The sequence below is a fragment of the Variovorax rhizosphaerae genome (assembly GCF_037889975.1).
Lineage (GTDB): Bacteria > Pseudomonadota > Gammaproteobacteria > Burkholderiales > Burkholderiaceae_C > Variovorax > Variovorax rhizosphaerae.
In genome coordinates this window covers 213,897-228,495 of sequence record NZ_JBBKZT010000009.1, presented here as the reverse complement: position 1 = coordinate 228,495, position 14,599 = coordinate 213,897, and the positions used below count along the sequence as shown (strand labels likewise).

Sequence of the window (14,599 nt, the reverse complement as noted above, 5' to 3'; positions counted from 1 at the left end):
GGACAACTGACAAGAAACCGAAAATGACTCTTGACGACTGCCGCGCACTCGATGCGCAAGACCCGCTGGCCGCATTGCGCGACCAATACATCCTGCCTAAAGGCGTGATCTACCTCGACGGCAACTCGCTCGGCGTGCTGCCCAAGGCCGCGCCCGCGCGCATCGCAGAGGTGGTGGCGAAGGAATGGGGCGAAGGCCTGATCCGCTCCTGGAACAGCGCCGGCTGGTTCGACCTGCCGCAACGCCTGGGTGACAAGGTCGGCCGGCTCATCGGCGCCGCACCGGGCGAAGTGGTGTGCACCGACAGCACCTCGATCAACCTCTACAAGGTGCTGTTCGCCGCCCTCTCGCAGCAGGCCGCCACGGGGCGCAAGCTGGTGGTCAGCGAGCGCAGCAACTTCCCGACCGACCTCTACATCGCCGAGTCGATGTGTCGCGAGCGCGGTTTCACGCTGAAGTTGATCGACGCAAGCGAACTGCCCGCCGTGCTGACCGATGAAGTGGCCGTGCTGATGCTCACGCACGTCAACTACCGCACCGGCGCGATGCACGACATGAAGGCCATCACGGCTGCCGCGCACGCGGCCGGCGTGCTCACCGTCTGGGACCTGGCGCACAGCGCGGGCGCCGTGCCGGTGGCGCTCAACGACAGCGATGCCGACTACGCCATCGGCTGCGGCTACAAGTACCTCAACGGCGGCCCCGGCGCACCGGCGTTTGCGTGGGTGCATGCGCGGCATGCGGACAAGTTCGTCCAGCCCTTGTCCGGCTGGTGGGGCCATGCGGCGCCCTTCGAAATGACGCCGCACTACCGCCCCGCAGCGGGCGTCTCCCGATACCTGTGCGGTACACAGCCCATCGTGGCGCTCGCGGGCCTGGAATGCGGACTCGACACCGTGCTGGCCGCCGAGCCGCTGGGCGGCATGGCGGCGTTGCGCAAGAAGTCGCTGGCGCTCACCGACCTGTACATTCAATTGGTCGAACAACGCTGCGGCGGGCATGGCCTGTCGCTGGTGACTCCCCGCGCGCATGCCGAACGCGGTTCGCAGGTGTGCCTGAGCCGCGCCGAGGGCGCCTATGCCATCGTGCAGGCGCTGATCGCGCGCGGCGTGATCGGCGACTACCGCGCCGGCGACGACCAGGCGCCGGACATCCTGCGATTCGGCTTCACTCCGCTGTACCTGGGCTTCGAAGACGTATGGAATTCGGTGGAGCATCTGTTGCAGGTGTTGGAGACGGCCGATTGGAAGCGCGCTGAGTTCAACGCGAAGAATGCAGTGACGTGAACGGCCCCATGAACATCGCCCGGCCGCCCGCCCAAGCGCGTTCTCACCGCAGCGCGCAGCATGAAGGTTCTGATGAGCACTGAAAAAATCGTCCACGAGGAAAAGGCGCAACTCGACTTCAGCGAGTCGATGAGCTATGGCGACTACCTGCATCTCGACGCAGTGCTGAACGCGCAGCATCCGCTTTCGCCCGCGCATGACGAGATGCTGTTCATCGTGCAGCACCAGACCAGCGAGCTGTGGATGAAGCTGATGCTGCACGAACTGCACGCGGCCATCCGCTGCGTCGCCGCCGACCAGTTGCCCGACGCCTTCAAGATGCTGGCGCGAGTGACGCGCATCATGGAACAGCTGGTGAGCGCCTGGACCGTGCTGTCGACCATGACGCCGCCCGAGTACAGCGCGATGCGGCCCTACCTTGCCAAGTCCAGCGGCTTCCAGAGCGCGCAATACCGTTGCATCGAGTTCGCGCTGGGCAACAAGAACGCGGCCATGCTCAAGCCGCACGAGCACCGGCCCGACCTGCTGGCGCGCGTGGACGCCGCCTACCGCTCGCCCTCGCTCTACGACGAGGCCTTGCGGCTGATGGCCCGCCATGGCTTGCCCGTTCCCGCGAACCATCTCGACCGCGACTGGACCTTGCCGTACGAAGCCAGCGACGAGGTCGAACAAGCCTGGCTGGTGGCCTATCGCGACCCGCACAAGCATTGGGAGGTCTACCAGCTCGGCGAGAAGCTCACCGACATCGAGGACGCCTTCCGTCTCTGGCGCTTCCGGCATGTGACCACCGTGGAGCGCGTGATCGGTTTCAAGCGCGGCACCGGCGGCACCGGCGGCGTGAGCTACCTGCGCAAGATGCTGGACGTGGTGCTGTTTCCGGAGATCTGGAAGCTGCGCACGGATCTTTGATCAGGCCAGCAAGGCCAACGCGCTTTCGACCCACGCATAGCCGATGCGCTCCTGCTCCAGGCGCAGCCTTGGACGCAGGCGGTTGTCGCGCAGGTCGTCGTAGAGCGCCTGCTCTGGCGGACGGAGCCGTGGCAGGTCGCGCAAGGTCTGCGTGGCCTCCTCGACCCACTGCGTCTCATGGGCCATCAAGGTCGCGCGGTCCATGAGGAACGAGTCGACATGCGCGAAACGGGCACGCAGCTGGTCGAGGATCGCGAATCCATGTGTGTCGATGTCACCCCAGTAGTGAACACGCGTCCTGTTCAGCCATCCGGCCTCGGCCAGCATTTCGAAGCCGTAGCCAGAGCCAAAGATCACCACAGCGGATTCGACCGGTGGAAACGCCAGGAAATTGATCTCGTTCTCGGTGATGAACACGCGCGACACACCGAGGTCCAGGCGCGCGAAGGTCGGCGCGTCCACCGCAATGTCCTGCGCCAGGGCAGCCGCACCGAGGGCGAACTTCGCATCCAGGATGCGAAAGCGGATTCGAAGCCCCTTGTCGCGGAAACCGTAGCGTTGCGCAAACGCCTGGATGCCCGAAGCCTTCGCCTCCACGACCTCCGCTGGCAGCACAAGGTCCAGCAACTCCGAAAGCACGCCGCGATGGGCTTCGATGAACTTGGTGTGGACGCCCGGAATGTCGACTTGCCGCAGGTAGACACCAGGCCGCGGACGCGCCTCGACCCATGCAACGATCGCCAGCAAGCGCTGCCATTCGTGCGCGAGTTCCAGCGCCCGCAAGGGTCGCCGGGCCAGCCATGGCAACAGCAGCGGCTGTCGTGACTGCGTGACGGCCACCAGCGTGGCAAAGCGCTGCCCCTCCTTGCGCTTGCCGATCAGCGCCAGCGCTTCCTCCATCGAATCGACCCACGCTTCCTGCGGCAGCGCGTTGTCGCCCAGCACCCGGTGCCGGAATTCGCGCATCACGACGCGGCAGCCCGAGGCCCGGATGTCGCGACTCCAGGCGCGCACCGCATCGAATCGATCGGTCATCTCGGCGGACGTGGGCGTCCGCAGTTGCAGCCTTCGCGGGAATAGCGGCTCGCCCGTCGCCATGCTGGAGAGCAAGTCGCCCCGCTCCCAAAGCTTGAGCACCTGGCCCCGCAGGTCGGCCGACTGCGTCCAGTTCATCTTCCGGCCTTGGCCTTTTCCGCCTGGTATTCCTCGATGGAAAGATTGCGCAGCCGCGAATCGCGCCCCTGCTCGTTGTGGACGAAACCGACGCTGGAGACGTAGGGCTCGATGATGTGGATCTTCTGCAGCGGCGTCACGATCAGCAACTGGAGATTGAGCTGTGCGAACAGGCGCAGCCCGTACTGCGCCGACTCGTCGGAGCCGCGGCCGAAAGCCTCGTCGATCACCACGAAGCGGAAGGACCTGGATCGCACCGCGCCCCACTCCAGGCCGAACTGGTAGGCAAGGCTCGCCGCGAGGATCGTGTAGGCCAGCTTTTCCTTCTGGCCGCCAGACTTGCCGCCCGAATCGGAATAGTGCTCGTGCTCGGCGCCGCCCTCTTTCCAGCGCTCGCTGGCCGCAAAGATGAACCAGCTGCGAACGTCGGTGACCTTGGCGGTCCAGCGCCGGTCTTGCTCCGTCTGCCCTTCGCGACCACGGAAGCGCTCGATGATCTGGCGCACCTGCAGGAACTTGGCTTCGGAATACTGCGCGTCGTCCGAGCCGGTGAGCGTGCCTTCGGTACAGGCGCGCAGTTCGGTCTGGAAGTCGCGCACCTCGGCATCGTTGGTGGCCTGCGCCTGCAGCTCGATGTAGCGCCCGGGGTTGTAGTCGATCTGCGTCAGCGACTCGTTGATCCGCGCGATGCGCTCCTTGATGGTCTCGCGCTCGCGTTCGAGTTGCGACTTGAAGTTGGCGACTTCGCGGATGGTGTTCTCGTTGAGCAGGTCCTTGAAGGTCGCCTCGAAGCGCGGCAAGCCGTCCGCCTGCAGGTCGCGCAGCATCGCCTGGTATTCGAAGGCCGCCTCGATGCTGGCGTCGACCTCGGCGGTCTCGAGCTTGTAGGCCTCCTTGTAGGAAGCCATCGCCTGGATCACCTTGTCGCGCAGGCGCTTGATCTTGTGGTCCTCCGCATCGATCTGCGACTGCAGCCAGTCGCGCAGGTCGCGCTCGCGGTTGTCGCAGGATTCGACGGTCAACTGGTGCGCGCCGAGGGCTTCCGCGCGCAGGCTGTCGAGCCTTGGAAACACCGCAGCACCGGCCGCGGCGCCGGGCTCGTCCAGCGTGGCTTGCGTCTGCACGCGCAGCGCCTGGGCATCGGACTTCTTCTGCTCGGTCTTCGACCGGAGGTCGCGACGATCATTGAGTTCGCGTTCGGTCTTCCCGATGGCTTCGGTGATGGCCTCTAGCTGCAGGGTCAGTGCCTTCAGGATGTCGGACGCCGCTTCGACCTCGGCCTTTTCGCGTGCCAGCCTTGCCACCTCGGCCGCCACCGATTGCCAATCGAGTTCGGCGAAGTCGTCATAGACGTCCAGCTTCGCCAACACGGTCGTGCGCTCCCGCAACGCGTCCAGTTCCGCCTGCATGCCGGCGATCCGGCTGCCCACGTCGCCCAACTGCTGCTCCAGGATGCGCGCCTTCGATTCCAGCGCGGCAATCTTCGCCGCGTTGCTCCAGCCCAGCACGTAGCGGCCGCGGTCGTCCAGGCGGTGCCGGTCGTCCTTCTCATGTCGCTCGCCCTTGGCCTTGATCTGCCCTGCACGGGTGATCGCGTGCGTCTCGCGGCGAAACTGCTCCCGCGTTGCGCAGCAGGCCACATCGAATCGATGGGCAACCTCGCGTTCGACCCAGTCGTAGAAAGGCGAATCCGGCTTGATGGACAGCTTGCGCGCCAGCGAATCACGATGCAGGCCCGGCAAGGCCTCGCTGCGCGATGCGGCACGCACGCGGTAGTAGACGATCCGGCCCTTGAGGTGCGTCTTGTCGACCCACTCGGCCACATCGGCGTAGCAATGGTCAGGCACCAGCAGCGACAAGCCGAAGCTGCGCAGGAGGCGCTCGGCCGCGCCCTCCCAATCGCGTTCGTCCTCGCGCACCTGGAGCAACTCGCCGACGAAAGGCATCGACGCTTCCACCAGCCCCAGGGCCTGGCACAGCGCCGCGCGCATCGCGATCTGGTCGGCCGGGATGTTGCTGCGCCGCGCCTTCAGGCTCCGGATTTCAGCGGTCAACGCGACATGCTCCTGCTTGCCCTGGCGAAGCGTCACGCCATGCTCGGTCGCTTCGTTCTGCAGCGTGCTTTCACGGTCCTGTGCCGCCTGCTTCATGCCGGCCAGGTTTTGCCGCTGGGCGAGGAAGTCGGCGGGCGAACTCATCGACAGCAAGCCCGCGGCCCGGGCCAGTTCGTTGTAGCTGCCCGCCTTGGCGCGCCGCTTCGCGACCTCCGCTTCCAGCCCGCGAATGCTGGCTTCCAGTTGCGCCAGCCGATCTCCGCCGTTGCCGGCGATGCTGCGCCGCAATTCGGCTTCCTGTTGGCGCTGGATGTCGCGCACCGAGCCCAGTCGGGACACCGCGTCGTCCTGCCGCTGCCATTCCTCGGTCAAGGACAGCACACGCTTGTCGAGCAGTTCCAGCTTCAGGCCCGCGAAGTAAGCCTTGAGCGCTTCGCGGCAGCTTCGCAGCTCATCCGACTGCGCCACCAGCGCGCCGTGGCGTTCGCAGTCGGCCACCAGGGGTGTCAACAACTCGACCTGCCGCTTGGCCTTCAGCACGGCCTCGTGGGCACGGTTCAGGTCGTCGAAGTGACCGATCAGCGCGGTAATGCGCGGCCCCACCTCGAACGGTTCCAGCATGTGGCTGCGCACGAAGTCGGTCAGGTTGCCGACCGACTTCATCGACACGGTCTGGTGGAACAACTCCAGCGCCTGTTCGTTCTCGATGCCGAACCGGCGGCGAAACCATGCGCCATAGGGCGGGAAGCTGTCGAACAGGTCGGCACCCGTCGTGCGCAGCCGCTTGCGCAACGCAAGGATGTCGGTGCCGAAATTGGCGAAGTCGACCGCGATGGAAAGGTCGCGTTCGGCGCCGACGAAGAAGCGCGCAGGCTGCCCTTGGGCTTCCTTCATCCAGAACACCTGGGCGATGGTGATGGTCTGGTCATAGCCGGCGTTGCGGAACACGCCCAGGATCACGGTGTAGCCGTTGTGGTTGCGCAATGCGACGGGCTTCGCCGTGCCGCTGGTTTCGTTGCGCTCGGACTTGTAGTGCCCGAGCACGTAGGAACGCAGGCTGCGCTCCTTGCTGTCGGCGCCCGCGGCCTTGTTGTAGGCAATGCGATGCGCCGGCACCAGGAGCGTTGTCACCGCGTCCACCAGCGTGGACTTTCCCGAACCGATGTCGCCGGTCAGCAAGGCATTGCGGCCTTCGGGATGAAGCGTCCAGACGCGGGCATCGAAGGTGCCCCAGTTGAAGACCTCCAGCCGGTGCAGCCTGAAGCCGGACAGTGCATCGTCCGCCGCGAAGTCCAGCTCGAAGGTGGCCCTGTCATTCATCGGTGGCGCTTCCGGAACCGGTTTGCAGATGTGCGCGGTAGCCCTCGAGCCGGGCATCGAATTCCGCCAGCCACTGGGCGTCGACGAAGGCCTTCAGGATGCGGCGCACCTCGAACGAAGCCTGTCCACCCGCCCCGCCGCTGGCAGGCTTGAGCCGGCGCAGGAAACCCAGGTCGACGATCTTGGTCAGGTGCGCGTCGATCTGGTCCACCAGCCTGGCCTCGTTGCTTTGCGTTGGCAGGAAGACCCGGACCAGCTCGACGATCTGGTCACGCGACAGCACCAGGCGCGTGTCGCCACCGCCTGCATCGAATTCGGCGAGCTTCTTGCGCAGCAAGGCCAACAGCAGGCTGACGTGGAAGGACAGGGGACGACGGGTGATCAACCGGGGCGATTTCGTGCCTGGCGACTCGTCCGGGTCGTCGGCGAGCGAAGTGCGCGACCGGAGGAAGGCGTAGCCCTCGGCTTCATCCATGGCCAGTTCGAGGCCCAGCACGGCGACGTAGTCGCGGACGCGAGCCTGCAGGCTGTAGAGCGCGTTCCACAAGGGGCCGGCACTGTCGCGGTAGATCACACCCTTGAGCAGTGGCACCACCACGGCCGACAGTTCGGGCGCCGCGCCCGTTCCTGTCGACATCGCCGGTTGCAGTTCCACGTCTTCTTCCATCATCCCGGCTCCTCCAGCTATCGAACAAAGATCACGCGAGGCAGGCTCGCCTCCCGGCGGCACAGCTCGCCGTCACGCCCGGCGCCGGTCCATTCGATCACGTCCAGGGTGCTTTCATCGGTGGTGGCGCCGAAGGCCTCGTCCGCCAGTTGCAGGTACGCGACCACTTCGGCCAGCCCGTGCCGCAAGGGTTGCATCTGCGTCAGGTCCTTCAACGTCACCTGGCTGCGCTCCTGCAGCGCCTTGCGAACATGTCGCTCGAGTTGCGCCTTGTCGATCACCACCTGCGAGAACAGCGCGCCCGCATCGATGCTGCCCTCGCCGGCCTCCAGCGAAACGTCGGCGATCTGCGGCTTGAGCGTGGGCACATGGAGGGGGCGTTCCATGGGCAATTCGACATCCACCCCGGTGCCGGCGATGCGCATCACCTCCCCGGCGGGCGGCGAATCCCGAAGCGCCAGCGCGTGGGTCTCGATGCTGCGCAGGATGTCCATGATGCGACGGTTTTCCAGCCAGGCCTGGTCGTCCAGGAAGCGCCGCAATTGCTGCGAAAGCTGCGCGACGGTGCGTTGCGTGTGTTCGCCCGCTTCCAGCCAGTCGTAGTGCACGCGCCGCGTGCGCGCCTCCGGCTTGAGCGCCTGCACGGCGGGCAAGCCCAGCACGCGCTCCAGCAGCGCCGAGAGTTCCTCCTGCCGGCTGCTCGACATCAGGAAATCCCAGAAGGCGCGGAAGCTGCGGCCCTGGTCCGATTCGGCGATGGCATCGCGCTCGCCCATGATCTGCTCGAGGAGTTCTCCCTTCGAACCGTCCCACAACGTGATGCGCTCGCGCACGCGTCGGTCCAGGCCACGGAAGTTCTGCTCCACTTCCCGGAAGTCCGTCATCAACTCGCGCGCCAGTGCGCTGAATTGCTGAAAGCGCTCCTTCAGCGCGGTGTCGTCGAGCAAGGGCAAATCACCCGACAGGACCTTGGCAATCTCGGCGTCGATCTCGTCCCGGCGCTTGTGCAACTCGGCCACGCGCAAGGCAGGGTCGGTTTCGCTGCCCTGGCTCATCTGCTTGAGCAACTCGAACAAGGTCAGCAGGCGCGATTCGGTGCCGACAAACGCGCGCTCGGTGAGCGTGCCGAGCCACGCGATCGCCTTCTCGGTGGATGGCGTCAGGTCGAACTGGGGCTCATCCGAACCCACGGCGTAGAACTTGCGCAGCCAGCCTTTTTCATTGGCGGCCCAGTCGTTGAGGTATTCGAGGGCGGACTTGGGAAATGCCGCGGTGCCGAGCTTTTCGCGCAGGTCGAACAACGCGTCCTCCAGCGTTTCGGCCAGGTCCGCCTGCGACATCACGCGGACATTGGGTGCAACGAACGCACGGTGCAGGAAAGTGGCAAGCAGGGCCGCATGATCCGAACGCAGCAGGCGCCACGCCGGATGGCTTTGGCGCAGCAGTTCAAGCGTGGCGTAGTCGAGGCTCATCGGGCCCTCGGCGCAACGCCGTGGCCACACGAGCTCAGGGCATGGCGGAGCCCGGGGCGGCGCGGTGACAGCAGGGCATGACACAAGTCGGCAGGCGACATCGCCGTCCACAGTGCAGCACTGCGAGGCAACGGTCGGGGGACTTTCAAACCTGGACGCGGTCTTATCTTCGGCATGGCGAGACTTGCAGCAAGGCGAGGTGCCATGCGCTGCGAATTATGGCAAGCCGTTCAGGCCGGGAACGGTTCCGATGCAGGCACGGCGGAATCAGGCCTGAAAGAGCCAGGGTTGATCAAGCAACGCCTTCCCCAGCACCCGCATCGCCACATCGCGCCCCAGCCGCACCGGCCCGGTCGCATGGAAGATCGCGCCATTGCGTTGCGCCCGCGCCTGTACGCGCGCATTGCGCTGCCAGCGCGCGTCGGCGTAGCGCGCGAAGGCCTGGGGCAGCCCGGCGGCGTCGGTGTTGCCCAGCGCCTCTGCGAGCGCGACCGCATCCTCGATGGCCATGCCGGCGCCTTGGGCGAGGTACGGCAGCATGGGATGCGCGGCGTCTCCCAGCAAGGCGATGCGGCCGCTGGCCATCTGGTCGGCATTCTTGAGTGGCGGGCGGTCGCTCAGGGCCCAGGTGCGCCAGGCGGGCATGGCCTCCAGCAGTTTCTGCAGGCCCGCACCGCTGCGACCTGTGGCGCCTTGCAGCGCGGCCAGGCTGCTGGCCTGGTCCCAGTCGCGCACATCGCCGGTCGGTTTCGATTCCGCGATCACCACCACGTTGAGCCATCGGCCGCCACGGACCGGGTAGGCGACCGCATGCAGCTTCGGGCCGAGCCAGACCTCGACGCCGTTGCAGCGCAGGGCCGCCGGCAAGGCCTGCTGCGAGACGATGGCGCGCCAGGCCATGTGGCCGGTGGCGCGCGGTGGCGCATCGTGCTCGACCACCTGCTGGCGCACCCGGCTCCACAGCCCGTCGGCGCCGACCAGGGCATCACCTTCCCACGCACGCGCATCGGCGCTCGCCACGCACACGAACTCATCGTCGCGCCGGACTTCAACGATGCGTGCGCCGGTGCTCAGCGCCACCTGCTTGCGGGCGCGCACGGCCTTGAGCAGCAGCGCATGCAGGTCGGCTCGGTGCGCGCAGTAGTACGGCGCGCGGTAGCGATGCTCGGCGACGCTGCCGAGCGGCAGGCGGGCCAGCACCGCGTTGTTGGCGGCGCTGCGCACAGTGAGGGCGTCAGGCTTCGCAGCGATCGCGGCCAGCGGCTTGCCCAGGCCCATCGCAATCAACCGGCGCGTCGCATTGGGCCCCAGTTGCACGCCGGCGCCGATTTCAGCGAACGCCGGGGCCTGTTCGATCAGGTCGATACGATGACCTTGGCTGGACAGCGCCAACGCGGTCGCGAGTCCGCCGATGCCGCCACCGGCAACGATGATGTTTGACGGCATGCGGATCAGGAGGTAGGAATGGATCCGGCGTGCCCGGGCAGGCCGTCAAGACGCGTCCGATCAAGGTACAAACCACTGCCACTGCGGGGGCCACGGCGAGCATTTGCAACCCAGGGCGGGCGTGTTCTGGCGGAATGAGCGGGCATGGCGGGGTCGTTCACACCTTCTCAACGTACGGCCGTGGCGTTCTTGCTTGCTGACTTGTCCGCCGACTTGGCGTCGCCAGTGCCGCATGCGCCGCAGCTGTCGCAGGAGCCGCAGCCCGAGGACTTGGCGAGCGACGCCGCCAGTTGCTTCGCGCGCTCCTCATCGACCAGTCCGGCGCGCTGTCCGCCCGCCGTCAGCTTTTGCGCGGCGCCGCGGCGCCAAGCGGCCGGCATCCATCGCCAGGCGGCGTAGATGGCGGCAGCAGCGACGATCAGGCCCACGATGATTTGTTGCAGCATGATGATCAACCCCATCCCAGCGCAAGCGCGATCCGGTAGGTGACGAAGCAGGCGAAGTACGCCAGGCCGAACAGGTAGCCGGCCATGATCCAGACGTACTTCCAGGAATTGGTCTCGCGCTTCACGGCCGCCAGCGTCGAGATGCATTGCGGCGCGAACACGTACCAGACCAGCAGCGACAGCGCTGTCGCGAGCGACCAGCTTTGCGCGATCAGCGGCTGCAACTGGCCCGCGACTTCCTCGCCCGTGGCCGACAGCGCATAGACCGTACCCAGCGCGCCTACCGCCACCTCACGCGCCGCCATGCCGGGCACCAGCGCGATCGAGATCTGCCAGTTGAAGCCGATCGGGGCAAAGATGTGTTCCAGCCCGCGCCCCAGCATGCCGGCCAGGCTGTACTGGATCGCAGGGCCGGTCGCGCCTTCGGGCGGCGACGGGAAGGTCGAGAGGAACCAGAGCAGGATGGTCAGCGTGAGGATGATCGTGCCCACACGCTGCAGGAAGATCCAGGCGCGTTCGTAGAGCCCCAGTGCCAGGTTGCGCGGATTGGGCCAGCGGTAGGCCGGCAGTTCCATCAACAGCGGGGAATGCGACTGGTTGTCCCGGAAACGCTTCATGACCCAGGCCACCGCCATCGCCGACAGGATGCCGAAGGCATACAGCCCGAACAGAACGATGCCCTGCAGGTTGAACAGCCCGCCCACGGTCTTCTCGGGGATGAAGGCAGCGATCAGCAGCGCATACACGGGCAGCCGCGCCGAGCAGGTCATGAGCGGCGCGATCATGATCGTCGTGAGGCGGTCGCGCCAGTTGCTGATGGTGCGCGTCGCCATCACGCCCGGAATGGCGCAAGCAAAGCTCGACAGCAGCGGGATGAACGAGCGGCCAGACAGCCCCACGGTGCCCATCACGCGGTCCAGCAGGAAGGCCGCGCGGGGCAGGTAGCCGGAGTCCTCCAGCGCCAGGATGAAGAAGAACAGGATCAGGATCTGCGGCAGGAACACGACCACCCCGCCCACGCCCGCCACGATGCCGTCGACCAGCAGGCTCTGCAACATGCCGTCGGGCACGACGGTCTTGATGAACTCGCCGATCGCCTCGGTGCCGGCCTTGATCGCGTCCATCGGCACGGTCGCCCAGCTGAACACGGCCTGGAACATCAGGAACAGCGTGACGCCCAGCACCAGCATGCCCCACAGCGGATGCAGCACCACGCGGTCGATCCTGTCGCTGGTTGCCAGGCTGCCGACCGGCTCGCGCACGGCCACGCCGAGGATGCGGCGCACTTCGCGCTGGGTGGCCAGCACGTCGGCAAAGGCCGGGGCCTGCCACGGCACCGGCGAGGCGCTCGCGACCGGCGCATCAAGCTGTTCGAGCAGGCCTTGCGCGCCGCCGGCATGCACGCCCACGGTCTCGATCACCGGCACGCCGAGTTCACGCGAGAGCACGGCCTTGTCGACCACGATGCCCTGCTTCTTCGCCATGTCGGTCATGTTGAGCACGACCACCATCGGCAGGCCGAGCCCGCGCGCTTCCAGCACGAGGCGCAGGTTCAGGCGAAGGTTGGTCGCATCGGTCACGCAGACCAGCAGGTCGGGCAGCGCTTCCTTGCTCTTGCCGGTGACCACGTCGCGCGTGACGGCTTCGTCGGCGGAGAGCGCGTTGAGGCTGTAGGCGCCCGGCAGGTCGAGCACGAACACGCGGCGGCCGGTGGCGGTGCGCAGGATGCCCTCCTTGCGCTCGACCGTGACGCCGGCGTAGTTGGCGACCTTCTGCCGGCTGCCGGTGAGGAGATTGAAAAGCGCGGTCTTGCCGCAGTTGGGATTGCCGAGCAGCGCGATACGCGCCGGTGGCGTGGTCGCCGCGCCGGTGGCACCGGGCTGGAAATTCAGTGTCGCTTCAACCATGTTGGGCGGCCCCCGGTATCACGCGGATGAAAGAGGCTTCATGGCGGCGCAACGCGAAGGTGGTGTGGCCCAAGCGAACGGCCAGCGGCTCGCGGCCGGGCACGCCGGTCGCCACGACGCGCACCGCCTCGCCGGGCACGAAGCCAATTTCGGCGAGGCGCAGCACCAGTTCGCGGTCATCCGCCGCGTCCGGCAGCAGCATCTCGACCACCGTGGCCCACTGGTTGCGGGGCAGCTGGTCGAGGCTCATCGCGGTCAATGCCGCTCCATTCATCTGGGTCACCCTGGAAGTCCGAATTGCAAAATGAGAATTATTCTCGAAAACTCGGCCGTGCGGCTGTCCGGTGGCAAAGTAGCCCTGCGTAAAGGCATCATCACCGCATGAAAGAGGACGCTTCCCCGGATTTGCCGACGACCCAGAGTGCGTCCTTGCCGCCGCCAAATGCGCCACCGTTGCCAGGGCGCGCCAGCATCCTGGCGTGGATCGCCGAGGGCCTCCGAAGCGGCCTGCTGTTGGCGCCGCGCATGGGCGACGCGGTGCCCACGCCCTGGCAACTGCTGGTGATCGTGCTGCTGCCCAATCTGCTGCTCCTCGCGGTCGAACGCTTCGAGATCACCGGGCCCGCCGTCTTGAACACGCCGATCGCCCTCAACTACCTGTGGACGATCGGCGCACTGCTCTGGCTGGGATGGTGGACGCTGCCGGGGCATGCTACGCCCGGCGCATCAGCCCGCCTGCCGCGCTGGTTTGCGCTTGCGAGTTGGGCCGGCATTCCGTCCAGCCTGCTGATGGTGCTGCTGTCCATCGCCTTCGTGCACGGCTGGTTGCCCAAGGCCCTGACCGGCGCGAAGGGCTTCTGGATTGTCTACGCCGTTTTGATGGCCTGGTCGGTGGTGGCGCAGGTACGGCTGATGGGCCGCTTTGCCGCGTCGCGCGTCCGGCTCGCGCTGTTCGCGCCCGGCTTGGCGGTGATCCTCGGACTCGGGTTGTGGCAAGCGCTGCAGGGGCAGACGCATGTCTGGGAAGAGGACCGCAGCGCCGCCGAGGACTCAGGGCGTGCCCGCATGCACCTCTCTCAGGAACTGTTCGAGCAGCAGCAGGCGGTGTGGCAACGCGCCGTCGACGGCTTGGCCGAACGGCAGCCCGGCCACGCCAACGTCTACGCGCTGGTGTTCGCGCCCTACGCGACCGAAGACGTGTTCCTGCGCGAAAGCAACATGGTCACGCACCTGCTGGAAGACCGCTTCGACGCCAAGGGCCGCGTGCTGCAACTGGTCAATCACGCGACGACCACGGACACGCTGCCGTGGGCCACGCCGCTGAACCTGCAACGCGGCATCGCGGCGCTGGCCGGGCGCATGGACCTTGCGCAGGACGTGCTCGTCGTCTATCTGACCTCGCATGGCGCCAGCGATCACCAGCTGGCCGCATCGCACTGGCCGCTGACCGTCGCCTGGCTCACGCCCGAGGAACTGCGCAAGGCGCTGGACGATGCGGGCGTGAAGCATCGGGTGGTGGCGATATCGGCATGCTTCTCGGGTGGGTGGATCGACGCGCTCGCCAGCGAGGACACGCTGCTGATGACGGCGGCCGATGCGACGCACACCTCCTACGGGTGCGGGCGGTTGTCGGAACTCACCTTCTTCGGGCGCGCGATGTTTGACGAGGAACTGCGCAAGACGCATTCGTTCGAGAAGGCATTTGCGGCGGCTGTGCCGGTGATCCAGGCGCGCGAGGTTGAAGCGGGCAAGGACGACGGGTTTTCGAATCCGCAGATTCGGGTCGGGGAGCGGATTCGGCCCGTGTTGGAGGGGCTGGCGGAGCGGCTGGATGGTGGGGGGCGGAACTGAATGCGGGAATACGGGATCGGGCTTGGCCGTACGCAGAGGACGCGAAGGTTACGCAAAGGACGCGAAAG

The 14,599-nt window shown here is 66.6% G+C and carries 11 protein-coding genes; 3 read left to right on the top strand and 8 right to left on the bottom strand.

The window, feature by feature from the left end:
- Positions 1–23 precede the first annotated feature (23 nt).
- A complete protein-coding gene (gene kynU / locus WKW82_RS20590) occupies positions 24–1,286 on the top strand; it encodes a kynureninase (RefSeq protein ID WP_340344198.1) in 1,263 nt (420 codons plus the stop codon).
- A 60-nt stretch (positions 1,287–1,346) separates the two neighbouring features.
- The gene (gene kynA, locus WKW82_RS20585) at positions 1,347–2,195 is read left to right on the top strand and encodes a tryptophan 2,3-dioxygenase (protein WP_422823530.1); all 849 of its coding nucleotides are present in this window, start codon (positions 1,347–1,349) and stop codon (positions 2,193–2,195) included.
- On the opposite strand, the gene WKW82_RS20580 is transcribed toward kynA, so the two are convergent.
- The 8 genes from WKW82_RS20580 to WKW82_RS20545 form a co-directional block, all read right to left on the bottom strand.
- Positions 2,196–3,368: a Wadjet anti-phage system protein JetD domain-containing protein gene (locus tag WKW82_RS20580; RefSeq protein ID WP_340344196.1), complete on the bottom strand. Its 1,173-nt coding sequence runs from the start codon at positions 3,366–3,368 to the stop codon at positions 2,196–2,198.
- Positions 3,365–6,742 (bottom strand): ATP-binding protein, encoded by a 3,378-nt coding sequence (locus WKW82_RS20575; RefSeq protein WP_340344195.1) that lies wholly within the window; start codon positions 6,740–6,742, stop codon positions 3,365–3,367. The genes WKW82_RS20580 and WKW82_RS20575 overlap by 4 nt, the downstream gene beginning before the upstream one ends.
- Positions 6,735–7,409, bottom strand: coding sequence for a DUF4194 domain-containing protein (locus tag WKW82_RS20570; protein WP_422823541.1), 675 nt, complete (start codon positions 7,407–7,409; stop codon positions 6,735–6,737). The genes WKW82_RS20575 and WKW82_RS20570 overlap by 8 nt, the downstream gene beginning before the upstream one ends.
- A gap of 17 nt (positions 7,410–7,426) precedes the next feature.
- Entirely contained in the window at positions 7,427–8,881 is a 1,455-nt protein-coding gene (locus WKW82_RS20565; RefSeq protein ID WP_340344193.1) for a DUF3375 domain-containing protein, read from the bottom strand.
- Positions 8,882–9,148: 267 nt separating this feature from the next.
- Positions 9,149–10,327: an FAD-dependent monooxygenase gene (locus WKW82_RS20560; RefSeq protein WP_340344192.1), complete on the bottom strand. Its 1,179-nt coding sequence runs from the start codon at positions 10,325–10,327 to the stop codon at positions 9,149–9,151.
- A 167-nt stretch (positions 10,328–10,494) separates the two neighbouring features.
- On the bottom strand, positions 10,495–10,773 hold the full coding sequence (locus tag WKW82_RS20555) for a DUF6587 family protein (RefSeq protein WP_340344191.1): 279 nt from the start codon (positions 10,771–10,773) through the stop codon (positions 10,495–10,497).
- A 5-nt stretch (positions 10,774–10,778) separates the two neighbouring features.
- Complete coding sequence (feoB, locus tag WKW82_RS20550; protein ID WP_340344190.1) at positions 10,779–12,680, bottom strand: ferrous iron transporter B; 1,902 nt, start codon at positions 12,678–12,680, stop codon at positions 10,779–10,781.
- Entirely contained in the window at positions 12,673–12,954 is a 282-nt protein-coding gene (locus WKW82_RS20545) for a FeoA family protein (RefSeq protein WP_340344341.1), read from the bottom strand. Before WKW82_RS20545 ends, feoB begins: the two co-directional genes overlap by 8 nt.
- A gap of 107 nt (positions 12,955–13,061) precedes the next feature.
- On the opposite strand from WKW82_RS20545, the gene WKW82_RS20540 reads away from it, so the two are divergent.
- The gene (locus WKW82_RS20540) at positions 13,062–14,531 is read left to right on the top strand and encodes a C13 family peptidase (protein ID WP_340344189.1); all 1,470 of its coding nucleotides are present in this window, start codon (positions 13,062–13,064) and stop codon (positions 14,529–14,531) included.
- Positions 14,532–14,599 lie beyond the last annotated feature (68 nt).